The organism is Actinomadura terrae, from assembly GCF_022751215.1.
GTDB classification, from domain to species: domain Bacteria; phylum Actinomycetota; class Actinomycetes; order Streptosporangiales; family Streptosporangiaceae; genus Spirillospora; species Spirillospora terrae.
Genome location: NZ_JAICDG010000007.1, coordinates 155,453 through 179,427 on the forward strand (window position 1 = coordinate 155,453; position 23,975 = coordinate 179,427).

Sequence of the window (23,975 nt, forward strand, 5' to 3'; positions counted from 1 at the left end):
CACTTCAGCCGGAGCGCACCAGCAGCAGTGCGATGTCGTCCTGGCCCCGCTGCCCGCCCAGCAGAGCCAGGACGCCGTCGCCGGTGCCCCCCAGCAACGGCGCCCGCGAGGTGAGCCGGGCGGTGGCCGCTCTCGACGAGACCGCCGGTGCACAGGCGAGGATCGCGTCGGCCGGGAAGGTCGCGGCGACCTGCTCGTAAGCGGCGGGACGCCCGACGTCGGACACCCCGAGCGGACCCGTGCGGGACGCCGAGGTGCCGGGCGGCGCCATCGGCCCGCGCCAGCAGCGGCGGCGGGTGCCCCGCCGTGGGCCCCCGAGTCGCCGCCGACGCCGGCGCGGACGGGCAGATAGCGGTGCGCGATCGACAGGCCCGGCGGCGCGGTGACGGCGGCGGGTCGGCCTGCAACGGGGGCGAGACGCGGCGCTCGCGGCGGAATGCGCACGCGTTGTCGATGCAGGCGGCGCGTCCGGCCGGTTCGGCGGCGGGGGCGTTGCCGGCGGCCGACCGCGTTTGTGGCTGAACACCGCGAACCCGAGCGCGCGGCTGCGGACGGTCAGCGGCCCCGCTGGCAGCGACACGCTCTCCAGGACGCGGCCGGTGACCGAGGCGAGCGTGTCCTGGACGGCGTCGCCGCCGGACTCGACCATCGCGAGCATGGCGAGGCAGCGGGCACAGGGGACGGACGGCAGACGGACGATGACCTCGTTGACGGGGAACGCGCGCGGGTCCTCGGCGGCGAAGGCGGCCGCGAGCCGCCGCACGACCGCGACGACCTCGCGGGCGGGGGCGCCGAGGTCGGGCTGGCGCCGATGCGGCGGTCCGCCTTGCTCAGCGGCTCCGGTCTGTCCGCCCACGGCGGTGTGACCGTCGGCGCGACGAGGGTGCGGCCGGGACCGGTCGGCGGCGGCGCGCACGTCACCGCCGGTCCCTCCTTGGTCAGAGGGAGCCTGACCCCCGCGCCCCTGGGAGGGACGCGGGGGGCCGGGCTCAGCGTGAGAACGCGATCGCGGCGCCGGCGCTGACGATGACGGCGATGACGATCAGCACCAGCGGGGCGTCCAGCGGGGCCTGGCGGCGCGGCGGGACCTTCATCGCCCGCGGCGTGACGTGCTGGACGGTGGCGCGCGCCGGGGGCTTCGGCTTGGGCCGCGCGGCCGGCGGCGTCGGCGCGGCGGGCACCGCCACGGGGACGACGGGGGCGATCCGGGGCGGCGCGGCGGGCGGCGCGGTGACCGGCGGCACGGGCGGCCGCGGTGACGGCGGTGCCGGTGTGGGCGGGACCGGCGTCGGCGGCGTGGGAGTGGGCGGCACCGGCGGTTCCGGCGAGGGCGGTTCCGGTGACGGCGGGACCGGCGGCTCGGGCTCCGGCGGGACGGGAGGTTCGGGCGCGGGCGGCTCGGGTTCGGGGGGCTTGGGCGGCTGCGCGCATCCCCGCGAGCCGATGCCGACCCTGAGGTGCAGGATGAGGTGGACGTCGAGGCAGACGTTCAGCCCCAGCCCGAGGTCGAGGCGCAGCCCGAGGCCCAGACCGCGCCCCAACCCGAGCCCGAGGCCGAGGCCGATCCCGTCGCCTTCGGACCGGTCGTCTCCGGCGCCGGGGAGCAGGGGGAGGCCGGGCCCGGGTTCCTGGCGGGGTGCGGTGCGGGGGGTGCTGCGGCGGGGGAGCGGTGCCGGGGAGCCCTCGCCTTCGGAGTGACCGGTGCCGGGGCGGCTGTGCGGGGAGTGGCCGGTTCCGGAAACGCCGGTTTCGGTGCCGAGTCGTCCGGGATGGCCGTTTCCTGGCCGACCGTTTTCCGGTCGATCGCGTTCCGGCGCGGTGCGGTTAGGTGCGGTGCGGTTAGGTGCCGTGCGGCTCGGGGCCTTGTGCTTCGGGGCCCTGTGCTTGGGGGCCTTGTGCTTGGGGGCCGTCTGCTTCGGGGTGCTTAAAGCGGGCGTCCGGGCCGGGGGGCTCTCGCGTTCCGGGGCGTCGCGTGCGGGGTCGTCCGGTGTGGTGCGGGCGGGTGCGGGGTGGCCGGTCGCGGGACCCGCGGCGAGCGCGGCCTGCGGGAACACCAGCGTTCCCGCGACGGCGGCGGGCAGGACCAGGACGGGCAGTCGGCGCATGATCATCCACCTCCCGAGATGCGTTGCAGTTCGTCTTGCAGGCTCGTGAACGCGTCGGGCTTCACGGCCAGGGCACCGTCGAACACGTGCGAGATGTCGATGGTGAGGTAGGCGCCGATGGTCAGGAGCGCGGCCATGATCCCGAGCGGGATCAGCGTCATCCCGCGCGGTCGCGCACCGGAGATGAAGGGCAGCAGGATGACGGCGACGCCGGTGATGAGGGTGACGGCGAGCAGCCCGGCCGGCGGGCTGGTGCGGGCGTCGGCCGCGCGCTGGTGGCGGGCGGCGGAGACCTGGGCGAGCTGGTCCAGCGTGGCGGCGCGCGCGTCCTTGGCCTCGTCGTTGGCCGGTTTGAGCGCGATGACCTCGCGGCGGATGTTCTCCAGCCGCGTCCAGCCGTCGGCGCTGAGCCGCCCGTCGCGCATGAGGCGCCACTCGGGGCCGCGGACCATGGCGGTGTAGGCGCGCAGGCCCGCCTGGACGTGCGGGCCGGTGGGCGCGGGCAGCCGGCTCGCGGCCCAGTACGCCTCGACGATCGCCTGGCTCTCGGTGTAGGTGTTGGTGCGGGCCGAGTCCGCGGTGGTCCAGGGCACGACGATCGCGATCGCGAAGGCCAGCAGGAACAGCGCCGACAGCATCCCGCCGGTGTGGCCGGTGGTGGGGCCGTCGGGGTCGGGGTCCTCGACGCCGTGCCGCAGCCGCCGCACGAGCCGGCTCGCGACGAGGACCACCGCAACCGCGCAGGCCGCCGCCGCAATGGAAATGATCATGTTGCTCCCGGGGGGATCCCGCGGTGGGCGGCCGGGCGCGGCTACCCACCGCTACGTGAGGTGATTCTAATAACACAGAGTGTGCCAATACGGCATGTTCTGGCCGGGTCCTCACCTCGCAGTGAGGTGACCCGACGGTCAGGGAAGGGGAAAGTGACGGGCAGGGTCATGCGCCGCCGGGCGAGGGCGTCCCGCGACGATCCGCGGCGGGCGGAGACCGCGAGTTCTTGCGGATTGCCGGGTGAATGCCGGAAGATCTCTCGTAGGACACTCGCCGACACGGACGATTGTTCGGACCGGCCCGAGAGGGCGCGGCTGCGTGAGGGGAGACGGCGATGGCGCCGCAGGGCAAGCTCGACCTGGACCCGGAGACGGTGCGCACCGCCCGGCGGCTGGCCGCCCGCGCCGCCGAACCGATCATCGACATGGCCCGCTCCCACACCACGGTCTCGGTCGAGCGGGCGCTGCTGCGGCTGGCGGGCCTGGCCGGCGCCGACGACGGCGGGCGGCCCTGGGCCAACCACCTCGCCGACGCCGTCGCGTCCCAGACCGGGCTGGAGCACGGCCTGGCGCTGCCGGTGTGGGACGCGCTGCTGAACGGCCCCTACGGCTCCCTCGCCGACCTCGCCCGGGACGCCGCCGGCGGCCGCGCGCGCTTCCGGCTGCCCGGCGGCGCCGACGCCGCCAAGGCCCGCGAGGCCGCCCGCCGCGCCGCCCGCGAGGGCATCGCCCGCGTCGACCGCCGCCGCGCCGAACGCGACCGGCTGCTGGCCGAGCTGCCCCCCGGCGGCCCGCCCGGGGACGGGCCGCCGCGTCCGCTGATCTACCTGATCGTCGCCACCGGCGACATCTACGAGGACATCCCGCAGGCGCAGGCCGCCGCCCGCGAGGGCGCCGACATCGTCGCGGTGATCCGCTCCACCGGGCAGTCGCTGCTGGACTTCGTCCCCGAGGGCGCCACCCGCGAGGGCTACGCCGGCACCTACGCGACCCAGGAGAACTTCCGGCTGATGCGCGCCGCGCTGGACGAGGTGTCCCGCGAGCTCGGCCGCTACGTCCGGCTGACGAACTACGCCTCGGGGCTGTGCATGCCCGAGATCGCGGCGCTGGCCGGGCTGGAACGCCTGGACATGATGCTCAACGACTGCATGTACGGGATCATCTTCCGCGACATCAACCCCCGCCGCACCTTCATCGACCAGCGGTTCTCCCGGCAGGTCCACGCCCGCGCCGGCATCGTCATCAACACCGGCGAGGACAACTACCTCACCACCGCCGACGCCGTCGACGCCGCGCACACCGTGGTCGTCAGCCAGCTCCTCAACGAGCGGTTCGGGCACGAGGCGGGCTTGTCGGACGCCCAGCTCGGCCTCGGCCACGCCTTCGAGATCAACCCCGCCGTGCCCGAGTCGTTCCGGCTGGAGCTGGCGCACGCCCAGCTCGTCCGCGAGCTGTTCCCCGACGCGCCGCTGAAGTATATGCCGCCGACCAAGCACATGACCGGCAACATCTTCGCCGGCTACCTGCTGGACGCGTTCTTCAACCTCGCCGGCGTCATGACCGGCCAGTCGATCATCCTGATCGGGATGATGACCGAGGGCATCCACACCCCCTGGCTGTCGGACCGCGACCTGGCGCTGGAGAACGTCCGCTACGTCCGCGACGCCTGCGGCGGGCTCGCCGAGGACTTCGTGCCCCGCCCGGACGGGATGCTCGTCCAGCGGGCGCGGCGGGTGCTGGCCGAGTCGGTGGAGCTGCTGGAGCGGATCAGCGACGACGGGCTGCTCACCGCCATCGCCGAGGGCACGTTCGGCGTCACCCGGCGCCCACCGGACGGCGGCAAGGGCCTGGAGGGCGTCGTCCCGCACGCCGACGGCTACTTCAACCCCGCGATCGAGATCCTCGACACCGAGGACCCCCACGACCCGGCGCGGGAGGTGCCCGCATGACCGAGACGCACGCGACCGAGACGCACACGACTGGGAAGGGGGCGGTGGTGACCGTCCAGACACCCGGCGCGCAGGCCCCGGCCGACCCCGCCGACACCCGGCAGGTGATCCGCCCCTACGGCGACACCACCGGCGACGGCATGGTGCAGATGTCGTTCACGCTGCCCGTCCCCGCCGGAGCGCGCGCCGACGCCGCCGCCCTGCAACTCGCCGGGAAGATGGGCCTGGACCCCGCCAGCGTCGTGCACGCCAAGCCGATGGGCCCCGACTTCACCTTCTTCATCGTGTACGGGAGGACGCGGCACCTCATCGACTACGCCTCCATCCCGGCCCCGGAGGAGCGCGCCTACCCGCTGCTGAGCGCGCCGGAGGTGAACCAGGCGATCCGCCGCGCGCTGAACCGGCGGCTGGTGGTGGTCGGCGCCTGCATCGGCACCGACGCGCACACCGTCGGGATCGACGCGATCCTCAACGTCAAGGGGTTCGCGGGGGAGAAGGGCCTGGAGTACTACCGGGAGATCCAGGTGGTGAACATGGGCGCCCAGGTCACCGTCGCCGAACTGGTGGAGCGCGCCAAGGCCGTGGACGCCGACGCCGTCCTGGTCTCGCAGGTCGTCACCCAGCGCAACGCGCACGTGCACAACACCAAGCAGATGGCCGCCGCGTTCCACGCCGAGTACCCCACCGCCGTCGCCGCCGGGATGGGGCGCCCGCTGCTGGTCGCCGGCGGCCCCCGCTTCGACACCGTCACCGAGGGCGACCTCGGCGTCGACCGGATCTTCGGCAGGGGCACCACGCCCGCCGAGGTGGCCAGCTACCTCGTCCACGCCCTCCTGCCCGACACCCCGCCCGAGACCCCGCACGACGCCCCGCACGACACGGCACCGGAGGACGAAGGATGAGCGACCCGCGCGAGGGACTGACCGTCACCCACCGCCGCTACGTGCCCTACGCGCACGCCCACTACGCCGGCGACCTGCTCGACGGCGCCTACGTCCTCGGCCTGTTCGGGGACGTGGCGACGGAGGTGTGCATACGCACCGACGGCGACGAGGGCCTGTTCGCCTCCTACTCCGACGTCCAGTTCCGCGCGCCCGTCCGGGCCGGGGACGTGCTGGAGGCCACCGCCGTCGTCACCCGCGTCGGCACCCGCAGCCGCACGCTGGAGTTCCGGGCGCGGGTGGTGTGCCGGGGCCGCCCCGACCGCGGGCCCTCCGCCGCGGAGGTCCTCGCCGAGCCGATCACCGTGGTCACCGCGACCGGAACCGTCGTCGTTCCCGCCCCCGGCGGCTGAGCGAACTGCCCGAACATCGCGATCATGGTGTTGAGCTGGGGAAACACGGAGTCGCCGCAGAACATGCCGCGGTTGACAAGGCCGTGGAAGCCGGTAGCTTTGCAGCAGTCCAGCACGGGACTCACCGATCGGCCGCCCGAGGCGCCACCGGGCACCGCGCCGCGACGGGACGGACACGGATCACGCGGATCACGCCCCGCCCGTCCGAGCCAGTGCGGTGATCCGGAAGACGCGTCCGGGGGGAGCCGCCCGATCGCGCGGGGGCTTGGACCCGGGAAGGGCCCGGACATCCAGTAGAAAACGGAGCCTCGTTCTCACCGCCTGTGGGGCGACTCCGGCCCGATGGGTGTCACGGGCCCTCTTCCGTGTACCCGCCGTACCCCCGGGGTGCCCGCCGTGCGCGCTGCCTCCCGCCCGGTCCCGAACGAGGCCGTTCCTCCTCCCGCCCCTGGTGAGGCCCTGTCCCGCCGCCGGACGGCGCGGGTCCGCGTCCGGCGCGCGATGATGGTGGGGGCGGCGAACCCGGGTCCCGGTCGCCGTGACGCGCGCGGGCCGGTAGCGTTCCCGCGAGCAGACCGAGCGAACGAGGTGTCGAGTTGGCCCAGGAGACCCTCCCGGAACGCCCCCCGGCCGCCGTGCCGGGCGACGGCGCCGCCCCGGGACGCCTGGCGCGGCTGCGCGGACGCCTCGCGCGTGTGCGCGGACGCCTGGCGCGCGTGCGCGGTGGCGGCCGCGCGGGCTGGCCCCGCACCCTCCTCGCCCTGGCCGCCGGCCTGGTGATGTGGCCGGCGTTCCCGCCCGCCGACCTCACCCCGCTCGGCCCGGTCGGCGTCGCGCTGCTCACGCTCGCGCTGCGCGGGCAGGCGCCCCGCACCGGCGCCTGGCTCGGGTTCGTCTGCGGCGCCGCGTTCTTCCTGCCCGTCCTGGAGGGCATCGCCAAGATCGGCCCGGACGGGTGGATCCTGCTCAGCCTCGTCCAGGCCGCCTACTTCCTCCCGCTCGGCGCCGGGATCGCGGTCGTCACCCGCCTCCCCGGCTGGCCGGTGTGGACCGCCGGGCTGTGGATCGCCGAGGAGGCGCTGCGCGGCCGGGCCCCCTTCGGCGGGTTCCCGTGGGCGCGGCTGGCCTTCAGCCAGACCGCGACCCCGCTGACGCACTTCGCCTCCCTCGGCGGCGCGCCGCTGGTGTCGTTCCTGACCGCGCTGGTCGGCGGGCTGCTCGCCTACGCCGCCGTCGCCGTCCTGCGCGCCCGCCCCGCCGCCGACCCGGACGCGCCGGAGAGCGCGGGGGGAACGGCCGCGTGGGCGCGCCGAGCCGCCGCGCCGGTCGCGCTGGCCCTCGCCGGGATCGCGGCGGTCGTCGGCGGCGGCGCGCTGATCCCGACGCCCACCGCCGGACGCCCCGTCACCGTCGCGGTGATCCAGGGGAACGTGCCACGGCTCGGGCTGGACTTCCTCGGCCAGCGCAAGGCCGTCCTGAACAACCATGTGCAGCGCACCCACGAGCTGGCCGAGCGGGTCCGCGCCGGGAAGGTCGCCAGGCCCGAGCTGGTGGTGTGGCCCGAGAACGCCAGCGACCTCGACCCCTACAAGGAGTCCGACGCCTACGCCGCGATCGACGGCGCCGTCCGCGACATCGGCGTGCCGGTGCTGGTCGGCGCGCTCACCGACACCCCCGACGGCAAGAAGGTCGAGAACCGCGGCATCGTGTGGGACCCGCGCACCGGCCCCGGCGACTACTACGTCAAGCGGCACCCGGTGCCGTTCGGGGAGTACATCCCCTTCCGCGACGTCCTCACCAAACTGATCACGCGGTTCGAGCGGATCCCGCGCGACTTCGCCCGCGGGAAGCGGTCGGGCGTGATGCGGCTCGGGCCCGTCGACATCGGCGACGTGATCTGCTTCGAGGTCGCCTACGACAAGGAGGTCCGCGACGTCGCGCGCGGAGACCTCCTGGTCGTGCAGACCAACAACGCCACCTACGGCCGCACCAGCCTGCCGCCGCAGCAGATCGCGATGTCGCGGCTGCGCGCCGTCGAGCATGGCCGTACGATCTTGGTTGCCGCCACGAGCGGCATCAGCGCGATCGTCGCGCCGGACGGCCGGATGCTCGCCCGCTCGCGCGAGTTCGCCCCCGACATCCAGGTCGCCCGGGTGCCGGCGCGCACGTCCCGGACGCCGTCGGACCGGCTGGGCGAGGCGCCCGAGTGGGTCCTCGCCGCTCTGGGCCTCGGCGCGGTCTGCGCGGCCGCGTGGTCATCGTCCAGAAAGAACGAGGGGAATTGACGCCGATGGAGATCCCAGCCGACCTGGGCCGGGTACTCGTGATCATCCCGACCTACAACGAGCGGGACAACATCGAGGACATCGTCGGCCGGGTCCGGGCCGCCGTGCCGCCGGTGGACGTGCTGGTCGTCGACGACGCCAGCCCCGACGGCACCGGCGAGCTCGCCGACGCCCTGGCCGCCGCCGACGACCAGGTGAAGGTGCTGCACCGCACCGGCAAGGACGGCCTGGGCGCCGCCTACATCGCCGGGTTCGGCTGGGCGGCCGAGCACGGCTACGACGTGATGGTGGAGATGGACGCCGACGGCTCCCACCAGCCCGAGGAGCTGCCGCGGCTGCTCGCGGCGCTGGAGGACGCCGACCTCGTGATCGGCGCCCGCTGGGTGCCGGGCGGCAAGGTGCTGAACTGGCCCAAGCGCCGCGAGGCGCTGTCGCGCGGCGCCAACACCTACGCGCGGCTGATGCTGGGCTTCCCCCTGCACGACGCCACCGGCGGCTACCGGGCGTTCCGCGCCGCGACGCTGGAGAAGATCGACCTGGAGGGCGTGGAGTCGCGCGGCTACTGCTTCCAGATCGACCTGGCGCTGCGGGCGCTGCGGCAGGGCCTGCGGGTCGTGGAGGTCCCGATCACCTTCGTCGAACGCGTCCACGGCACGAGCAAGATGAGCCGGGACGTGATGGCCGAGGCGGCGCTGCGGATCACCCAGTGGGGCGTGACCGACCGCACCGGCCGCCTGCGCCGCCGCGGCTGACCCCGCCTCCGACTCCCATCGCGGCCCCTGCCCCGGGCGGGAAACGTTCGGGGCCGTTTCGGCGTTGAACAGGGCGGAGGACGTTCCGCTACCCGAAGATGGAGCCATGCTGCTCGTACTGGTCCTGGCGTTGCTGCTGCTGCCGGCCGTGGAGATCTACGTGATCATCCAGGTCGGCCAGGAGATCGGGGCGTGGCCGACGCTCGCGCTGCTGGTCGCCGAGACCCTGCTGGGCGGCTGGATCGTGCGGCGGGAGGGCCGCCGCGCGTGGCGGGCGCTCCAGGAGACCTTCGGCCGCGGCGCGATGCCCGACCGGGAGCTCGCGGACGCGGCGCTGGTGATGATCGGCGGCGTGCTGCTGCTGACCCCCGGTTTCGTCACCGACGTGCTCGGGTTCGCGTTCGTGCTGCCCTTCACCCGTCCGCTGGTGCGGCGGGCGCTGCACCGGTACGCCGAGCGGCGGGTCCGGCGCATGGAGGCGCGGGCCGCCGCGTTCCCGCCCGGAATCGGTGGGATGGGGGGCCTGGGCGACCTGCGGGGCGGCCCGTTCGGCCCGCCCCGGGGTAGCGGGGGCGAGCCGGGCCCGGCGCCGCGCGGCCCGGTCGTGCGCGGCGAGGTCATCCACGACGAACCGGCCGGACCGGCCGAGCCCGCCGACTCCGCTGACGGCGGCCACCCGTCCCGTACCTGAGTCACGCGTCGCGGGCGGCGAACAGGACGCCCCCGGCCAGCAGCGCCACGGCCGCGTAGGCGGCCAGGACGCCGAGGCCGCCCCACGGGCCGATCGGCAGCCGCTCCAGCGACCGCGTCGACTGGACGGCCAGCCCCGCGGTCATCGGCGCGTACCGCTCCAGCCGCCGCTGCCAGGCGTCGTCGGCGACGAACGAGGCGAGGGCCGGGACGATCCACAGCAGCGCCAGCACCGCCGTGATCGCGGCGGCGGAGTCGCGCAGCGCGGCGCCGACGCCGAGCGCGAGCAGCGCGGTCAGCACCAGGTAGAGCACGGTCCCGAGCGCGGCGCGGGCGGTGGCGCCGTCGGCCGGCGACAGCAGCGGATACCCCTGCTCGGGCGTGAACCCGTTGCGCGGCAGGATCAGCCGCGCGGCCGCCACCGCGCCCAGCACCCCCACCGCCCCGGACGCCGCCACCGCGCCGGAAACGACGGCGGCCTTGGCGGCCAGCACCGTGGCCCGGCGGGGGACGGCGGTGAGCGTCGCGCCGATCGTCCCGGTCGCGTACTCCCCGCCGACCGCCAGCGCCCCGAGGACGACGGCGGCGACCTGCGCGACCCGGACCCCCGACAGCGCCAGGCGCGGGGTGTCCTCCGCGCATCCGGCGGGGGAGGGGCAGTGCGAGGTGTCGACGGCGCCGGTGAGGGCGGCGCCGCCGAGCACGGTCACGGCGGCCAGCGCGGCCAGCAGCCATCCGGTGCTCGGCAGCGTCCGCAGCTTGGTCCACTCGGCGCGCAGGGCCCGCGTCACGCGTCCCTCCGCCTGAGCAGCCAGGTCGCGGCGGCGAGCGCGGCGGCGGTGTACAGGCACAGGACGCCGAGCCCGGCGAACGCCCCGATCGGGGTGTCGTAGCGGCGGACGGTGTGCTGCACGGCGAACCCGGCGGCGGGCGTGAGCCGCTGGAGCCACCGCGCCGCCGAGACCGGCAGGCCCGTCGCGACGATCTGCGGGACGAGCAGCACCAGCAGGACCACGGTGATCGCGGGGGCGCCGCGCCGCAGGATCGCGCCCACCGCGACCCCGAGCACCGCGACGACGGCCATGAGCGCGGCGGTGCCGGCGGCGGCGCGCAGCACCGCCGGGTCGGTGAGCGGCGGCGGCGCCGTCCCGTGCGCGCGCAGCACCGGCCGGGCCGCCAGCAGCGACCCGAACGCGGCCACGAGCCCGGCGGCGAACACCGTCAGCCCCATCACGGTCGCCTTGGCGGCCAGCACCCGGCCCCGGCGCGGGCTGGCGGCGAGCGTGAGGCGGATCGTCGCGCGCCGGTACTCGGCGGTGACGAACAGCACGGCGAGCGCGACGACCGCGGCCTGCCCGACCAGCGCGCCGGTGAGGGTGGTGCGGGTGACGTCGTCGGTGAACGCGTCGGGCCCGATGTCGCCGGACCCGGCGAGGGCGACGGTCCCGCCGGACCGGGTCGTCTCCCCGGGGTCGGGCGCGGCGGGCCCGCCGGCGCCGCCCCGGTCGCGCCACGGCCCGACGACCGGCGTGCCCCCGGCGGTGGTGAGGGCGACGTTGTCGAAGGAGGCGCGGGTGTCGGCGGGGGTTCCCGAGACGGACTCGCCGCCGAACCGCCGCTCGACCTCGATCCGGTCGGGCACCGCGACGAACGGCCCCGCCAGGGCCGGGCCCGCCGCGTCGAGTTCCACCGCGCCGACGCGCCGCCAGGACCGCCCGTCGGGGGAGGTGTATCCGGTGACGGTCGTCCCGGCGCGGGTGAGGCGCAGCCACGTCGGCGGCGTCGCGGGCGCGCCGCCGGGGCCGCCGTTCCGGTAGCCGGTCAGCAGCCGGACGCCGTGGCCCGGCGTCACCGCGATCGCGGCGTAGCGGGCGCCGCTCCGCAGGTCGGTCCGGATGATGAGGCCGGCCTTGGCCCAGGCGTCCCCGCCCCGCTGCGCGGTGACGCGGGCGGTGAGGGTGCCGTCGCCGGGCAGGGTCTGGTAGGTGATGCGGCCCTGGTCGGTGAGCGGGTCCAGCCGTGCGGGCGGGCCTTCGCCGCCGGTGCTCTGCGACCCGGCGGCGGTCAGCACCGCGACCGCGACGGTCAGCAGCACCGCCGCCGCGAGCGTCAGCCGCCAGCGCGGGACGCTCGCCAGCTTGGTCCACTCGGCCGCCAGCAGCCGCCCGAAGCCGTCGCGGGCGTGCTCCAGGACGGTGCTGCGGTAGGACGCGGTCACGACGCCTCCCCGCCGGTGCGGGCCCGGAACTCCACCGCGTCGCGGGTCAGCTCCATGTAGGCCTCCTCCAGCGTCGCGCGGTGCTCGGCGATCCCGGTGAAGGGCACCCCCGCGCCGGTGAGCTCCGCGATGATCCGCTCGGCGGGGAGCCCGGACACCGTCACCGCGTCCGGGCCGCCCGCCGCGACCTCGGCGCCCGCGCGGGCGAGCACGGTCATCGCGCGCCGCCGGTCGGAGGTGCGCAGCTCGGTCCGCCCGCCGGACGCGGCCGCCAGCAGCTCGGCGACGCCGGTGTCGGCGACGACCCGGCCCCGGCCGATCACCACGAGGTGGTCGGCGCCGCCCTCCAGCTCGCTCATCAGGTGGCTGGAGACCAGCACCGCGCGGCCCTGCGCGGCCAGCGACCGCAGCAGCCCCCGGATCCAGGTGATCCCCTCGGGGTCCAGGCCGTTCACCGGCTCGTCGAACATCATCGCGGGCGGGTCGCCCAGCAGCGCGGCGGCGATCCCGAGCCGCTGCCGCATCCCGAGCGAGAACCCCCCGGCGGGACGGTCCGCCGCGCTCCCCAGCCCGGCCAGCTCGATCACCTCCCCGACCCGGCGGGGCGGGATCCCGTTCGCGTGGGCGAGCCACCGCAGGTGGTCGCGGGCGCGCCGCGCGGGGTGCACGGCCGACGCGTCCAGCATCGCGCCGAGATGGCACAGCGGGGTCCGCAGCGACCGGTAGGGCCGCCCACCGACCAGCGCGGCGCCCTCGTCGGGCCGGTCCAGGCCGAGGATCATCCGCATCGTGGTCGACTTCCCCGCGCCGTTCGGGCCGACGAACCCGGTGACCAGCCCGGGCGCGGCGGTGAACGACAGGCCGTCCACGGCGAGCCTTGACCCGTACCGTTTGCGCAGGCCCCGCACTTCGATGGTTGCCTCCATGCCACCGGAGGCTACGGACTCCGGGCCCGCCGGGTCGTCACGCGGGAGGGCCGTCCCGCGCGGCCGGGGGCGGGGGAGGGGGCGTCCCCGGGGCGGGGGACGCCCCGGCGCCGCCGTCCCCCACCGGAGGGACGCCCGTGCCTCCCGGGAAACGCCACAATGGCAGCGTGCGCGCACAACCTTGGAGACGGCGGCCGAACCGGTCGTTCTGGCCGTTCCGGTCGTTTCGGTCGCCGGGCGGCGCGTGGCCGGTGGCGGGGGTGGTGCTCGCGGCGGCCGGGACGGGGGAGGCGGTGGCGCGCGCGGGCGACTCGGGTGTGCTGCTGCCGCCCGCGATCCTGCTGGCGGTGTGCGCGACGCTGCCGCTCGCGCTGGCCCGCGACCGCGCCGGCGCCGCCGCCGCCATGATCAGCGCGGCGGTCGTCCCGGCCTCGGTGCCGCTGCGCGGTCCGGCCGTCGCCGGGCTCGTCGCGCTGGCCGCCGTGTGGACGGTGCTGGCCCGCCGCCGGATCGGCCGCCGCCGCGCCGAGGCCGCCGCGCGCGAGGCGTCCCGCCGCGAGTTCGAGCACACGCTGCTGGAGCACACCGCGCGCGGCGAGCGCGCCCGCATCGCCCGCGAGCTGCACGACGTCGTCGCGCACCACATATCGATGATCCCCGTGCAGGCGGAGGCGGCGCGGCTGGCCGTCCCCGGCATGCCCGAGGAGGGCGCGCGGCGGCTGCTGGCCATCGGCGACACCGCCCGGACGGCCCTGGCGGAGATGCGGCGGCTGCTCGGCGTGCTGCGCGAGGACGCCGGCGGCGAGCCCACCCGCCGCCCGCAGCCCGGCATCCAGCAGCTCCTGGACCTGGTCGACGAGATCCGCGAGGCGGGCGCGGCGGGCGGCCGGCTGATCGTCCGGGGCCGGGTCGCCGCCCTGGACCCGGGGGTGGAGCTGACCGCGTACCGGATCGTCCAGGAGGCGCTGACCAACGCGCGGCGGCACGCGCCCGGCGCCGCCGTCGACGTCGAGATCGACTACGCGGGGGACGAGCTGCTGGTCAGCGTCCGCGACAACGGCCCCGGACCGCCGCCGGGCGCGCCTCAGAGGGCGTCTCAGGGCGGCGGGCACGGGCTGCTCGGCATGCGGGAGCGGGCGGCGGCGGTCGGCGGGGACCTGCGCACGGGCCCGGGACCGGTCGGCGGGTTCCTCGTCCAGGCCCGCCTCCCGCTCGGCCCGGACCGCGAGGGGACACTGCCGTGACCGATCGGATACGGATCGTCGTGGCCGACGACCAGGAGGTCGTCCGCGCCGGGTTCGGGGCGCTGCTGGGCACCCAGCCCGACCTGACCGTCGCCGGGACCGCCGCCGACGGCGCCGCCGCGATCGCCGCGTGCCGCGAGCACCGCCCCGACGTGGTGCTGATGGACGTGCGGATGCCGGTGATGGACGGCATCGAGGCCACCCGCCGGATCACCGCCGCCGAGGGCGCGCCCCGGGTGCTGATGCTGACCACGTTCGACCTGGACGAGCACGTCTACGACGCGCTGGTCGCGGGCGCCAGCGGGTTCCTGCTGAAGGACGTGACCACCGAGCGGCTGTTCGACGCGGTGCGGGTCGTCGCGGCGGGGGAGGCGTTGCTGGCGCCCGCCGTCACCCGCCGGCTCATCGGGGAGTTCGCGCGGCTGCGGCCCCGCCCGCCCTCGGCGGCGCTGGACGCGCTGACCCCGCGCGAGACCGACGTGCTGCGGCTGGTCGCCGAGGGCCTGACCAACGCCGAGATCGCGGCGCGGCTGGTGGTGGGGGAGGAGACGGTCAAGACCCACGTCAGCCGCGTCCTGCGCAAGCTGGGGCTGCGCGACCGCGTGCAGGCCGTGGTCGCCGCCTACGAGACCGGGCTGGTGCTGCCCCGCCTGGGCGGGCGGCAGCGCGGTCGCTGACCCCTACCTAGTGGCGGACAGGAAGGGCCCGCACCGCCCCTGTCGGCGGTGCGGGCCCGTCCCGCGAGGCGCTCAGCCGATCACGCGGACTTCCTGCGCCCCGCGCGCAGGATCTCCAGGCGTTCGGCCAGGACCTCCTCCAGGTCTTCGAGCGTCCGGCGTTCCATCAGCATGTCCCAGTGGGTGCGCGGCGGCTTCCCCTTCTTGGCCTGGGGCAGTTCGCCGTCCACCCGCAGGGCGGTGGCGCCGCAGCTGCGGCATTCCCATGTCATCGGCACCTCGGCCTCGGCGGCGAGCGTCACGGTGAACCGGTGGCCCTTCGTGCAGGTATAATCCACCTCTTGCCGAGGGGCCAGATCGGTGTTGCGATCGTTCTCGTAGCTCGTCGCTCCGAGCCGGGTGCCGCGAAGTGCGCGCTCGGCCATCGTCACGTGCCTCCCAGACGGGCTTGCGGTCTTGCCCTGACCAACGCTGATTGCGGTGACAAGATTCCCGGTCCCGGCGCGATCCAACCCTGCCGTTTCCGGTCGGCTCCCCGCGCCCCCGTCGGACCGCCGCGGCGCCCGGCCGCCCGGGACGCTAGGCCCGGGTGGTGAGGACCTCGTCGATCAGGCCGTACTCGCGGGCCTCCTCGGCGGTGAAGTAGCGGTCGCGGTCCAGGTCGCGGCGGACGGTCGCCGGGTCGCGGCCGGTCGCGGCGGCCACGATCGCGTCGGTCTGCTCGCGCAGCCGCAGCACCTCCCGCGCCTGGATCTCCAGGTCGCTCGACTGGCCCCGGGACACCTCGATCGACGGCTCGTGCAGCATGATCCGGGAGCGCACCAGCGCGGCGCGCTTACCGGGCTCGCCCGCCGCGAGCAGCACCGCCGCCGCCGACGCGGCCTGCCCGACGCAGGTCGTCTCGACCGGCGGCCGGATGTACTGCATCGTGTCGTGGATCGCCAGCATCGCCGTCAGCGACCCGCCCGGCGAGTTGATGTACAGGGCGATGGGACGGTCGGGGTCCATCCCCTCCAGCGCGAGGAGCTGCGCGGTGACGTCGTTGGCGCTGGTGTCGTCCACGGGCGCGCCGAGGAAGACGATGCGGTCCTCGAACAGCTTGTTGTAGGGGGTCATCTCCTTGACCCCGTAGGCCGTCCGCTCGACGAACGAGGGGACGAGATAGCGGCCCTGCTCGCCGTACGCCCCGCGCCCGCCGTACGCCCCGCGCGTCACGACCCCACCCGGTCGGTGCTGTCGATCACGTGGTCGACGAAGCCGTACTCGCGGGCCGCCTCGGCGGTGAACCAACGGTCGCGGTCGGCGTCGGCCTCGATGCGCTCCAGCGGCTGCCCGGTGTGGAACGCGGTCCGCTCGGCGAGGACCCGCTTGAGGTACACCGACTGCTCGGCCTGGATCTTGATGTCGGACGCGGTGCCGCCGATCCCGCCGTGCGGCTGGTGCATCATCACCCGGGCGTGCCGCAGCGCGAACCGCTTGCCCGCCGTGCCCGCGCACAGCAGCGTCTGCCCCATGGAGGCGGCCATCCCCATCGCGACCGTCGAGACGTCGTTGGGGACGAACTGCATCATGTCGTAGATCGCCATCCCGGCGTCGACGACCCCGCCGGGGGAGTTGATGTAGATCGTGATGTCGCGGTCGGCGTCGTGCGCGGCGAGCAGCAGCAGCTGCGCGTTCACGCGGTTGGCGACCTGGTCGTCGATCTCGGACCCGAGGAACACGATCCGCTGCGCGAGCAGCCGCTCCGAGAGCTGCGCCTCGGCGAGCTGCGGCGCCTCGGCGACCTTCGCCCACGACCTGCCGACGTAGGTCTCGGCGCGCCGCTCGGCCTCGACCGGCCGGGGCGGACCCGCCGGACCTGCCGTCCAGGCGTGTCCGGGACGGTCCTTGCCGGGTGTGTGGAACACCGGAGCCTCCTCAAGATCAACTGTACAGAACGTACGCTTTGTACGTGTACGGAGCGTACCGCCGTCACAGGGGGAGGACCAGGGAGGTTCGCTATACGATGAACAGCGTGGAAAAGCCGGTGACCGAGGCACGCAAGGAGTTCGCCGACCTGGTGAACCGGGTCGCCTATACGGGCGAGCGCGTCGCGCTGACGCGCCGCGGCAAGGTCATGGCGGCCCTGGTGTCCGCGGAGGACCTGGAGCTGCTGGAGAGCCTGCGCGCCGGTCGGCTGGACCTCACCCAGACGGGTCCGGCCGCGGGGGCGCCGCCGGAGCGCGTCCAGCCCTCGCCGCTGCGGATCGCGGCGGAGTACCGTCCCGGCGGTCCGCCGCGTCCGCCGGGCTTCGGCCGCTGACCCCGTCCTTCCTGCCCGTCCCGGCGCCTCCGGCGAGGACGTGGGCGGTGAAGACCTCGATCCCGTCCACCAGCGCCTCGAAGCGCGGGGAGCGGAACAGGTCGAAGCAGTGCTGCGCACCGGGCAGTTCCGCGTGGACGACGGGCGCGCGGGAGACGGCGCGGAGCCGCGCGGCGAACGCGCGGGCCTCCTCGGCGGGCATGCACGTGTCGGCGTCGCCGTGCGCGACGAGGAACGGCGGCGCGCCGTCGTGGGCGCGCTCCAGTGCCGAGGTCGCGGGGCCGTCCTCGTACACCTCGCCGTAGTACCCGTACAGGCAGACGGCGGCGGCGACGGAGGTGTCGGCGTCCTCGAAGCCGGGCTGGAGGGCGGGATCGCCCTGGGTGAAGGCGGCCATGGCGGCCAGGTGCGCCCCGGCGGAGCTGCCCGCCACGACCACCCGGGACGGGTCGGCGCCGTACTCGGCCGCGTGCGCGCGGGCCCACGCGATGATCCGCTTGGTGTCGACGAGCGGGTCGGGGTAGCGCGACCCGGGCCGCAGCCGGTAGGTGGCGCTGACGCACATCCAGCCCCGGCTCGCGAGGCGGTGCGTCAGAAGCCGCGCCTCGCGTCCCTTGCGTCCGCCGGTGAACCCGCCGCCGTGCAGGTGGATGAGGATGGGTCCGCCCGTGGGGCGGGACCGGTGGTGGTGGACGTCGAGCAGGTTCCGCTTGTCGGCGGGGCCGTAGGCGATGTTCCTGACGCGCTGGACGTGGCGGGGCCGGACCGGCAGGGGTGCCAGCAGCAGCGCGGCGCGCCGCCGCCAGGTGAGCGGCGCGGTCGCGGCGGGCACGCCCAGGCCCGTGGTGAGCGCCTGGTCGATGACGGGCCGCGCGCGGGCGGAGCGGCGGGCGATGACGGCCAGTGCGACGCTGGCCAGCACCGCCGCCGCGGTGACCGCGCGGGCGGCGGGGGTGGCGAGGTCGCCCTGCGCGGCCGCGACCGCCGTCGACAGCCACAGCCAGGCCAGCGCCGCGAACGGCAGCTCGTTGACGACCAGGCCGGAGCGGAAGCTGACCCGGCCGAGGAACCGGCCGTGCAGCGGGACGAGCGCGAAGAACACGAACCACCCCGCGACCGCCACGGTGATCAGATACCCGTACGGCATGGGGTCTCGCTCCTTCGGTGACGCTGGGGGTCTCTCATGCGGATCAGCGTCGCCGGGACGGGACGCCCCGCGCATCGGGCGCCCGTCGGCGGCGGGTCAGCCCGGGGACGGGGGGCGGGTTCGACTTTGGTAGGTGCCGGGCGGGCGCGTCCGGCGGCTAGCTTGGCCCCGTGAACAGCGAGACCTTCGGCGACGCGCCGCCCGGGAGTGCTCCGGACCGGGTGCGGGGCCGCGCGGTGGCGGCGGCGGTCGCCGCGATGGCCGTGCTGGTGGCGGTGACGATCGGGGCGCGCAGCCAGTCCGGCGTCGTGGGCGCGGTCATGGCGGCCGACATCGCCGCCGGGGCGGCGGGGTGCGCGTTGCTGCCGGTCGTGGCGCGCCGTCCGGTGCCGGGCGCGCTGGCGCTCGCGGTGCTGGCGGCGCTGTCCCCGGCGGCGACCCCGCCCGCGACGCTCGGCGCGCTGTGGGCCGCCGAGCGGCGCCGGTTCCCGGTCGCGGCGGCGCTGGCGGCGGCGGGCGTCGCGGGCCACGCCGTCCAGGGGCTGTGGCGGCCGAGCGGCGGCATCTCCTACGCCTGGTGGCTGGGGCTGATCACGGTCGCCTACGGCGCGCTGGTCGGCTGGGGCGCGCTGGCGCGGGCGCGGCGGGCGCTGCTGGCCTCGCTGCGCGAGCGCGCGGCGCGCGCCGAGGCCGAGCAGGGGCGGCGGGTGGCCGAGGCGCGGATGCTGGAGCGGACGCGGATCGCCCGGGAGATGCACGACGTCCTCGCGCACCGGCTGTCGCTGCTGGCGACCTACGCGGGGGCGCTGGAGTACCGCCCGGACGCGCCGCCGGAGAAGCTGGCGCGCGCGGCGGGCGTCGTGCGCGCGGGCGCGCACCAGGCGCTGGACGAGCTGCGCGAGGTGATCCTGCTGCTGCGCTCCGACGACGACGGCGCGGGAGAGGGTAACGGCGGGGTCGGCGGGCGGCCGCAGCCGGTGCTGGCCGACCTGCCGCGGCTGGTGGCCGAGTCCCGCGACGCGGGCGGGCTCGTCCGGCTCAGCGACCGGGTCGTGGACCCGGGCGCGCTGCCGGCCGCGGCGGGGCGCACCGCCTACCGGGTCGTCCAGGAGGGGCTGACCAACGCGCGCAAGCACGCGGCGGGCCAGCCGGTGGAGGTGGCGCTGGAGGGCCGCCCCGGCGGCCGCCTGGAGATCGACATCAGCAACCCGCTGCCGGACCCGGCGGCGCCCGGACCGGCGGTGCCGGGCTCGGGGACGGGGCTGGTCGGGCTGACCGAGCGGGTGCGGCTGGCCGGCGGGCGGCTGGACCACGGGACGGCGGCGGGGGAGTTCCGGGTGCGCGCCTGGCTACCATGGCCCGCGTGAACGCCCCCGAACCCGCCCCTGGCCAGGCCCCTCAGGACCGCGCGGCGCGCCCGCTGCGGGTGCTGGTCGTCGACGACGACGCGCTCGTGCGGGCGGGGCTGGCGATGATGCTGGACGGCATCCACGGCATCCGGGTCGTGGGGGAGGCCGCCGACGGCGCGGAGGTGCCCGCCGCCGCCGACGCCCTGGCCCCGGACGTGGTGCTGATGGACCTGCGGATGCCGGGCGTGGACGGGATCACCGCGACCGCCCGGCTGCGCCGCCGCCCCGACCCGCCGGAGGTGATCGTCCTGACCACGTTCGACGCCGACGAGAACATCCTGCGGGCGCTGCGGGCGGGCGCCGGCGGGTTCCTGCTGAAGGACACGCCGCCGGACCGGATCGTCCAGGCGGTGCGGCGGGTCGCCGAGGGCGAGCCGATCCTGTCGCCCCGGGTGACGCGGCGGCTGATGGAGCGCGCGGCGGTGCAGGCGGGCGCCTACGAGCGGGCGCGGGACGCGCTGGCCGCGCTCAGCCCGCGCGAGGGCGAGGTGGCCGTGGCGGTGGCGCGCGGCAGCAGCAACGCCGAGATCGCGGCGGAGCTGCTCATGACGGTCGCGACGGTGAAGGCGCACGTCTCCCACGTCCTGGACAAGCTCGGCCTGGACAACCGGACCCAGATCGCGCTCCTCGCCCACGACGCCGGGCTGGCCTGAGCCGGGGGCGGTCAGTCGGTCACCTTGATCTTCTTCATGGTGGGCTGGGAGATCACCCGGGCGACCCCCGGGATACAGATGATCTTCGTGGTCTGGAAGGTCTCGTAGGCGGTGTGGTCGGCGACCAGGACGCGCAGGTGGTAGTCGGGCGCGCCGAACACGCGGCGGAACTCCACGACCTCCTCGCACGCGGAGATCGCGGCCTCCAGCCCCTCCAGCGTCCGCAGGTCGCTGACCGACACCTCGATGGACACCAGCACCTCCAGCCCGCGCCCGGTCGCCTCGGGGTCGACGCGCGCCCGGTAGCCGGTGATGACCCCGGCCTCCTCCAGCCGCCGCACCCGGCGCAGGCACGGCGGCGGCGTCAGCCCGACCCGCCGGGCCAGCTCCACGTTGGTCAACCGGCCGTCCCGCTGGAGCTGCAACAAAATTTCGCGGTCAATGGCGTCAAGTTCATATTCATTGCTCATTCGACGATTCTAGCGTCATAGGTCGAAATCATATAAGGCGCGATTCTTTCTAGAATTGCTCCCATGGTGACGGTGCGGACGGTGCCGGTTCCCGCGCTACGCCGTGGGTTGCGGCAGGGGTTGGCGGACTCGGGCCCGGTGGGGCTGGGCGCCGTCCCGATGGGGGTGGCGTTCGGGGTGCTGGTCGCCCACTCGGGGCTGGCCTGGTGGTGGGCGAGCGTGTTCTCCGGGCTGATCTACGCCGGCTCGCTGGAGTTCCTGTTCCTCGGCCTGGTGCTTGTGTCCGCGCCGCTGGGGACGGTCGCGATGACGGCGTTCCTGGTCAACTTCCGGCACGTCTTCTACGCGCTGTCGTTCCCCCTGGACCGCGTCCGGGGGCGTCTCGGGAAGCTCTACAGCACCTTCGCGTTGTCGGACGAGGCGTACGCGGTCGCGGCGGGCACGGACGCGGCGTCGTTCGGCGGCGGGCGCGTCCTGCGCCTCCAGGCGTTCGTCCACCTGTACTGGGCGGGCGGCGCGACGGCGGGGGCGCTGCTGGGGACGGTCGTCCCGGCCCGGGTGGCCGGGCTGGACTTCGCGGTGACGGCGCTGTTCACCGTCCTGGCCCTGGACGCCTTCCGCGCGTCCGCGCCGGGCCGCCGCGACGTCGCGGGCGCGGTGCTGGCGGGGGCGTGCGCGCTGGCGGCGCGGCTCGTCCTGCCGGGGCAGATGCTGCCGGCCGCCTTCGCCCTGTTCACCGCGGCTCTGCTGGCCCGCCGCGCCCTGCGCCGCGCCGGGTCTTGACCGTGGACCTGCCCCTCCCACCCCTCCCGCCCCTGACGTGCGCCCGCGCTCCACTTGCGCTGATCCTGGATCTGCCCGTGACCGACCTTGGACGTGCCTGTGCCTGACACCGGATACCTGCTGGCCGCCGTCGCGACGGCCGTCGCGGTGACGTGGAGCCTGCGCGCGCTGCCGTTCGCCGTGCTCGCGCCGCTGCGCTCCAGCCCCCTGCTCGCCTACCTGGGCGCGGCGATGCCGGTGGGGGTGATGGTGATCCTCGCCGTGTACACGCTGCGCGACCTGGACCCGGGCGTCCCGGACCGGGCGGTGCCCGCCGCGCTGGCGCTCGCGTTCACGGTGGCGGCGCACCTGTGGCGGCGCGACGCCGTCCTGTCGATCCTGGGCGGCACCGCCGTGCACGTGGCGCTGTGCAGTACGGTCTTCGCGCCGTGAGCCGGGCGGCGCGCGGGTCCCGTGTCAGGCGGCCCATCCTTCGGGGTTGGAGAAGGATTCGCGGGTGATGCCCGATCCGGTGTCGGGGAAGTCCCCGAACCGCTCGTGGTGGACGTGGAAGAAGAGGTAGCACATGCTCTCGCAGTAGGCGTCCAGGATCGCCATGCGGGGATCGCGGACCACGGCGGTGTAGTACTCCCGGCCCAGCGCGACGACGAATCCGCGCGCGTACAGGAAGCCGTCGTCGGAGCCGTCGGTGACGGCGTGGACGTCGGCGCGGTCGATGTCGAACAGCAGCCGCTCGACCGCCCGGTCCAGGGCGGTGAGCTCCTCCGATGACAGGTCGCGGCTCAGGTCGGCGAGGTTGTCCAGGAACCCCTTCAGGGCGTCGTCGACGAGGGAGAAGGGCGGCGCGCCGTAGAGCTCGTCGCCGGGCTCGGGGGTCCGCCGCGCGAGCTCCTGCCGCGCCTGGGCGACCTCCGGGCCGAGCGGCGCCCACGCCGCCTCCACCAGCTCCCACAGCCGCGCCGTCTCGTCGTTCATCCGCCGCTCCTCCACGCTCGCGCGCCCTCCGGTTCCATGCCGGGGGGCGTGATCCGATGGGGCCGATCCAAGCAGGCGGCACCGACATCGCATCGGCCGGGACGGGGCGGCGCAGGGGGTCAGTCGTCGTGGTGGACGGTGTGGGGCCACAGGCCGCGGGCGGCCATGACGTGGCGGAGGGTGACGAGCTCGTCGGTCATGATGCCGTCGACGCCGAGGTCGAGGAGGCGTTCCATGGCGGCGGGGTCGTTGACCGTCCAGGCGTGGACCTTCAGGCCGAGGGCGTGGGCGTGCTCGACGAACGCCTCGGTGACGAAAGGGACGGGGCCGAGGCCGTAGGGGACCTGGGCGCAGGCGACGCCGGTGGCGGCGAGGCGGACGAGCTTGGCGGCGGGCCCGCCGTAGGAGCGGGCGCGCAGCGCCATGAGGCCGCGGGGGCCGAGCGCGGTGCACACGTCCCGGTCGGTGAACAGCGGGAGGCGGGCGCGCATCTGGGCGAGGCGGCGGGTGGAGAAGGAGGTGATGCACACCCGGTCCCAGGCGGCGGTGCGGTGCAGGACCTCGGCGAGGGGGCCGATGACGGGGGCGTCCTTGAGGTCGATGTTGACGCGGGCGGCGGGGAAGGAGCCGAGGATCTCCTCCAGGCGGGGGATGGGCTCGGTGCCGCCGATGCGCGCCTTGGCGACCTCGGCGTAGGGGAGGCGGGCGATGGCGCCGGTGTGGCCGGTGACGCGGTCCAGGGTGCGGTCGTGGAAGGCGACGACGACGCCGTCGGCGGTGGCGTGGGCGTCGGTCTCGAAGTAGCGGTAGCCGAGGTCGGCGGCGCGCTGGAAGGCGGCCATGGAGTTCTCGGGCCGCCCGCCCGCCCCGCCGCGGTGGGCGAAGGGGATGGGGCCGGGGTGGTCGAGGAACGCGTACGAGCGGCGCACCCGTCCGATTATGGCGGAGCCCGCGGCCCACCTGGACCTTACTGTGTAAAGGCCGGTGGCGGTGTTACCGTCGACGCTCCCATCTGATCACCCAGAGGAGCAGGCGATGGCGAACGCGGACGAGTACCGGGCGACGTTCGAGCTGGTGGACGTGGACGGCGACGGCTACATCTCGACGGCGGAGCTGAAGAACCTGATGCGGGCGCTGGGGGAGGGGATCACCGAGACGCGGGCGGTGGAGGTGGTCGTGGCCGCCGACCGCAACCACGACGGGAAGATCTCGCTGGAGGAGTTCGCGGCGCTGATGGAGAGCACCGCCCGCTGAGGGGGATGCGGCGGGCGCGCGGGTCGGGGCGGAAACGCTCGCACCCCACCTGTCCCTCGCCGCCCTCGTCGG

27 protein-coding genes are annotated in these 23,975 nt (G+C 75.6%); 14 read left to right on the forward strand and 13 right to left on the reverse strand.

The window, feature by feature from the left end:
- Window positions 1-4: 4 nt before the first annotated feature.
- The 3 genes from K2F47_RS34745 to K2F47_RS34755 all read right to left on the reverse strand — a co-directional run bounded on the left by K2F47_RS34745 (window position 5) and on the right by K2F47_RS34755 (window position 2,875).
- A complete protein-coding gene (locus K2F47_RS34745) occupies window positions 5-856 on the reverse strand; it encodes a hypothetical protein (protein WP_242910408.1) in 852 nt (283 codons plus the stop codon).
- A 133-nt stretch (window positions 857-989) separates the two neighbouring features.
- Window positions 990-2,105: a hypothetical protein gene (locus K2F47_RS34750; protein ID WP_242910708.1), complete on the reverse strand. Its 1,116-nt coding sequence runs from the start codon at window positions 2,103-2,105 to the stop codon at window positions 990-992.
- Window positions 2,106-2,107: 2 nt separating this feature from the next.
- Window positions 2,108-2,875 (reverse strand): bestrophin-like domain, encoded by a 768-nt coding sequence (locus tag K2F47_RS34755; RefSeq protein ID WP_242910409.1) that lies wholly within the window; start codon window positions 2,873-2,875, stop codon window positions 2,108-2,110.
- 335 nt (window positions 2,876-3,210) lie between these two features.
- On the opposite strand from K2F47_RS34755, the gene kamD reads away from it, so the two are divergent.
- From kamD to K2F47_RS34785, 6 genes are all read left to right on the forward strand, one after another.
- Window positions 3,211-4,824: a lysine 5,6-aminomutase subunit alpha gene (gene kamD, locus K2F47_RS34760; protein ID WP_242910410.1), complete on the forward strand. Its 1,614-nt coding sequence runs from the start codon at window positions 3,211-3,213 to the stop codon at window positions 4,822-4,824.
- On the forward strand, window positions 4,821-5,726 hold the full coding sequence (kamE, locus tag K2F47_RS34765; protein WP_242910411.1) for a lysine 5,6-aminomutase subunit beta: 906 nt from the start codon (window positions 4,821-4,823) through the stop codon (window positions 5,724-5,726). Before kamD ends, kamE begins: the two co-directional genes overlap by 4 nt.
- The gene (gene kal, locus K2F47_RS34770) at window positions 5,723-6,118 is read left to right on the forward strand and encodes a 3-aminobutyryl-CoA ammonia lyase (RefSeq protein ID WP_242910412.1); all 396 of its coding nucleotides are present in this window, start codon (window positions 5,723-5,725) and stop codon (window positions 6,116-6,118) included. Before kamE ends, kal begins: the two co-directional genes overlap by 4 nt.
- A 596-nt stretch (window positions 6,119-6,714) precedes the next feature.
- Window positions 6,715-8,403 (forward strand): apolipoprotein N-acyltransferase, encoded by a 1,689-nt coding sequence (gene lnt / locus K2F47_RS34775; protein ID WP_242910413.1) that lies wholly within the window; start codon window positions 6,715-6,717, stop codon window positions 8,401-8,403.
- Window positions 8,404-8,408: 5 nt separating this feature from the next.
- Window positions 8,409-9,155: a polyprenol monophosphomannose synthase gene (locus tag K2F47_RS34780; protein WP_242910414.1), complete on the forward strand. Its 747-nt coding sequence runs from the start codon at window positions 8,409-8,411 to the stop codon at window positions 9,153-9,155.
- 106 nt (window positions 9,156-9,261) lie between these two features.
- The gene (locus K2F47_RS34785; protein WP_242910415.1) at window positions 9,262-9,846 is read left to right on the forward strand and encodes an FxsA family protein; all 585 of its coding nucleotides are present in this window, start codon (window positions 9,262-9,264) and stop codon (window positions 9,844-9,846) included.
- A gap of 1 nt (window position 9,847) precedes the next feature.
- Here K2F47_RS34785 and K2F47_RS34790 read toward each other — a convergent pair whose 3' ends face one another.
- Genes K2F47_RS34790 through K2F47_RS34800 form a run of 3 tightly spaced genes read right to left on the reverse strand, consistent with a single transcriptional unit; the run spans window position 9,848 to window position 12,989 of the window.
- Entirely contained in the window at window positions 9,848-10,636 is a 789-nt protein-coding gene (locus tag K2F47_RS34790; protein ID WP_242910416.1) for an ABC transporter permease, read from the reverse strand.
- Entirely contained in the window at window positions 10,633-12,063 is a 1,431-nt protein-coding gene (locus tag K2F47_RS34795; protein ID WP_242910417.1) for an ABC transporter permease subunit, read from the reverse strand. Before K2F47_RS34795 ends, K2F47_RS34790 begins: the two co-directional genes overlap by 4 nt.
- Window positions 12,060-12,989, reverse strand: coding sequence for an ABC transporter ATP-binding protein (locus K2F47_RS34800; protein ID WP_242910418.1), 930 nt, complete (start codon window positions 12,987-12,989; stop codon window positions 12,060-12,062). The genes K2F47_RS34795 and K2F47_RS34800 overlap by 4 nt, the downstream gene beginning before the upstream one ends.
- A 167-nt stretch (window positions 12,990-13,156) precedes the next feature.
- On the opposite strand from K2F47_RS34800, the gene K2F47_RS34805 reads away from it, so the two are divergent.
- Window positions 13,157-14,233 (forward strand): sensor histidine kinase, encoded by a 1,077-nt coding sequence (locus K2F47_RS34805; RefSeq protein WP_242910419.1) that lies wholly within the window; start codon window positions 13,157-13,159, stop codon window positions 14,231-14,233.
- A complete protein-coding gene (locus K2F47_RS34810) occupies window positions 14,230-14,910 on the forward strand; it encodes a response regulator (protein ID WP_242910420.1) in 681 nt (226 codons plus the stop codon). Before K2F47_RS34805 ends, K2F47_RS34810 begins: the two co-directional genes overlap by 4 nt.
- An 80-nt stretch (window positions 14,911-14,990) precedes the next feature.
- Here the strand turns inward: K2F47_RS34810 and K2F47_RS34815 are convergent, their stop codons facing one another.
- The 3 genes from K2F47_RS34815 to K2F47_RS34825 all read right to left on the reverse strand — a co-directional run bounded on the left by K2F47_RS34815 (window position 14,991) and on the right by K2F47_RS34825 (window position 16,817).
- A complete protein-coding gene (locus K2F47_RS34815) occupies window positions 14,991-15,335 on the reverse strand; it encodes an RNA polymerase-binding protein RbpA (protein WP_131740249.1) in 345 nt (114 codons plus the stop codon).
- A 154-nt stretch (window positions 15,336-15,489) separates the two neighbouring features.
- Window positions 15,490-16,125 carry an ATP-dependent Clp protease proteolytic subunit gene (locus tag K2F47_RS34820; protein ID WP_308198517.1) on the reverse strand — a complete coding sequence of 212 codons (636 nt, stop codon included), beginning with the start codon at window positions 16,123-16,125 and terminating at the stop codon, window positions 15,490-15,492.
- Window positions 16,122-16,817, reverse strand: a complete 696-nt coding sequence (locus K2F47_RS34825) for a ClpP family protease (protein ID WP_308198518.1) — start codon at window positions 16,815-16,817, stop codon at window positions 16,122-16,124. Before K2F47_RS34825 ends, K2F47_RS34820 begins: the two co-directional genes overlap by 4 nt.
- A gap of 98 nt (window positions 16,818-16,915) precedes the next feature.
- Between K2F47_RS34825 and K2F47_RS34830 the strand changes: the two genes are divergently transcribed.
- Entirely contained in the window at window positions 16,916-17,212 is a 297-nt protein-coding gene (locus tag K2F47_RS34830) for a type II toxin-antitoxin system Phd/YefM family antitoxin (protein ID WP_242910421.1), read from the forward strand.
- On the opposite strand, the gene K2F47_RS34835 is transcribed toward K2F47_RS34830, so the two are convergent.
- Window positions 17,094-18,359, reverse strand: a complete 1,266-nt coding sequence (locus tag K2F47_RS34835) for an alpha/beta hydrolase (protein ID WP_242910422.1) — start codon at window positions 18,357-18,359, stop codon at window positions 17,094-17,096. The two genes, K2F47_RS34830 and K2F47_RS34835, sit on opposite strands and share 119 nt — an antisense overlap.
- Before the next feature lie 170 nt (window positions 18,360-18,529).
- Between K2F47_RS34835 and K2F47_RS41600 the strand changes: the two genes are divergently transcribed.
- Together K2F47_RS41600 and K2F47_RS34845 are read left to right on the forward strand one after the other, a co-directional pair.
- Complete coding sequence (locus tag K2F47_RS41600; protein ID WP_242910423.1) at window positions 18,530-19,726, forward strand: sensor histidine kinase; 1,197 nt, start codon at window positions 18,530-18,532, stop codon at window positions 19,724-19,726.
- Entirely contained in the window at window positions 19,714-20,421 is a 708-nt protein-coding gene (locus K2F47_RS34845; RefSeq protein ID WP_272497901.1) for a response regulator, read from the forward strand. The genes K2F47_RS41600 and K2F47_RS34845 overlap by 13 nt, the downstream gene beginning before the upstream one ends.
- Before the next feature lie 11 nt (window positions 20,422-20,432).
- Here the strand turns inward: K2F47_RS34845 and K2F47_RS34850 are convergent, their stop codons facing one another.
- Window positions 20,433-20,891, reverse strand: a complete 459-nt coding sequence (locus K2F47_RS34850) for an Lrp/AsnC family transcriptional regulator (protein ID WP_242910424.1) — start codon at window positions 20,889-20,891, stop codon at window positions 20,433-20,435.
- A 63-nt stretch (window positions 20,892-20,954) separates the two neighbouring features.
- On the opposite strand from K2F47_RS34850, the gene K2F47_RS34855 reads away from it, so the two are divergent.
- Together K2F47_RS34855 and K2F47_RS34860 are read left to right on the forward strand one after the other, a co-directional pair.
- Complete coding sequence (locus K2F47_RS34855) at window positions 20,955-21,674, forward strand: AzlC family ABC transporter permease (protein WP_242910425.1); 720 nt, start codon at window positions 20,955-20,957, stop codon at window positions 21,672-21,674.
- A 99-nt stretch (window positions 21,675-21,773) separates the two neighbouring features.
- Window positions 21,774-22,106 carry a branched-chain amino acid transporter permease gene (locus K2F47_RS34860; protein WP_242910426.1) on the forward strand — a complete coding sequence of 111 codons (333 nt, stop codon included), beginning with the start codon at window positions 21,774-21,776 and terminating at the stop codon, window positions 22,104-22,106.
- A gap of 24 nt (window positions 22,107-22,130) precedes the next feature.
- Here the strand turns inward: K2F47_RS34860 and K2F47_RS34865 are convergent, their stop codons facing one another.
- Together K2F47_RS34865 and K2F47_RS34870 are read right to left on the reverse strand one after the other, a co-directional pair.
- Window positions 22,131-22,649 carry a DUF4240 domain-containing protein gene (locus K2F47_RS34865; protein ID WP_242910427.1) on the reverse strand — a complete coding sequence of 173 codons (519 nt, stop codon included), beginning with the start codon at window positions 22,647-22,649 and terminating at the stop codon, window positions 22,131-22,133.
- Between the two features lie 119 nt (window positions 22,650-22,768).
- Entirely contained in the window at window positions 22,769-23,578 is an 810-nt protein-coding gene (locus K2F47_RS34870) for a glycerophosphodiester phosphodiesterase family protein (RefSeq protein ID WP_242910428.1), read from the reverse strand.
- 106 nt (window positions 23,579-23,684) lie between these two features.
- Here K2F47_RS34870 and K2F47_RS34875 point away from each other — a divergent pair, with 106 nt between their 5' ends.
- The gene (locus K2F47_RS34875) at window positions 23,685-23,903 is read left to right on the forward strand and encodes an EF-hand domain-containing protein (protein WP_242910429.1); all 219 of its coding nucleotides are present in this window, start codon (window positions 23,685-23,687) and stop codon (window positions 23,901-23,903) included.
- Window positions 23,904-23,975 lie beyond the last annotated feature (72 nt).

Excerpts from the sequence above, each read along its gene's own strand:
- K2F47_RS34750 (WP_242910708.1), bottom strand. The coding sequence starts at position 2,105 with ATGCGCCGACTGCCCGTCCTGGTCCTGCCCGCCGCCGTCGCGGGAACG.
- K2F47_RS34755 (WP_242910409.1), bottom strand. The coding sequence starts at position 2,875 with ATGATCATTTCCATTGCGGCGGCGGCCTGCGCGGTTGCGGTGGTCCTC.
- kamD (WP_242910410.1), top strand. The coding sequence starts at position 3,211 with ATGGCGCCGCAGGGCAAGCTCGACCTGGACCCGGAGACGGTGCGCACC.
- kamE (WP_242910411.1), top strand. The coding sequence starts at position 4,821 with ATGACCGAGACGCACGCGACCGAGACGCACACGACTGGGAAGGGGGCG.
- kal (WP_242910412.1), top strand. The coding sequence starts at position 5,723 with ATGAGCGACCCGCGCGAGGGACTGACCGTCACCCACCGCCGCTACGTG.
- K2F47_RS34780 (WP_242910414.1), top strand. The coding sequence starts at position 8,409 with ATGGAGATCCCAGCCGACCTGGGCCGGGTACTCGTGATCATCCCGACC.
- K2F47_RS34785 (WP_242910415.1), top strand. The coding sequence starts at position 9,262 with ATGCTGCTCGTACTGGTCCTGGCGTTGCTGCTGCTGCCGGCCGTGGAG.
- K2F47_RS34800 (WP_242910418.1), bottom strand. The coding sequence starts at position 12,989 with ATGGAGGCAACCATCGAAGTGCGGGGCCTGCGCAAACGGTACGGGTCA.
- K2F47_RS34815 (WP_131740249.1), bottom strand. The coding sequence starts at position 15,335 with ATGGCCGAGCGCGCACTTCGCGGCACCCGGCTCGGAGCGACGAGCTAC.
- K2F47_RS34830 (WP_242910421.1), top strand. The coding sequence starts at position 16,916 with ATGAACAGCGTGGAAAAGCCGGTGACCGAGGCACGCAAGGAGTTCGCC.
- K2F47_RS34835 (WP_242910422.1), bottom strand. The coding sequence starts at position 18,359 with ATGCCGTACGGGTATCTGATCACCGTGGCGGTCGCGGGGTGGTTCGTG.
- K2F47_RS34845 (WP_272497901.1), top strand. The coding sequence starts at position 19,714 with ATGGCCCGCGTGAACGCCCCCGAACCCGCCCCTGGCCAGGCCCCTCAG.
- K2F47_RS34850 (WP_242910424.1), bottom strand. The coding sequence starts at position 20,891 with ATGAGCAATGAATATGAACTTGACGCCATTGACCGCGAAATTTTGTTG.
- K2F47_RS34855 (WP_242910425.1), top strand. The coding sequence starts at position 20,955 with ATGGTGACGGTGCGGACGGTGCCGGTTCCCGCGCTACGCCGTGGGTTG.
- K2F47_RS34865 (WP_242910427.1), bottom strand. The coding sequence starts at position 22,649 with ATGAACGACGAGACGGCGCGGCTGTGGGAGCTGGTGGAGGCGGCGTGG.
- K2F47_RS34875 (WP_242910429.1), top strand. The coding sequence starts at position 23,685 with ATGGCGAACGCGGACGAGTACCGGGCGACGTTCGAGCTGGTGGACGTG.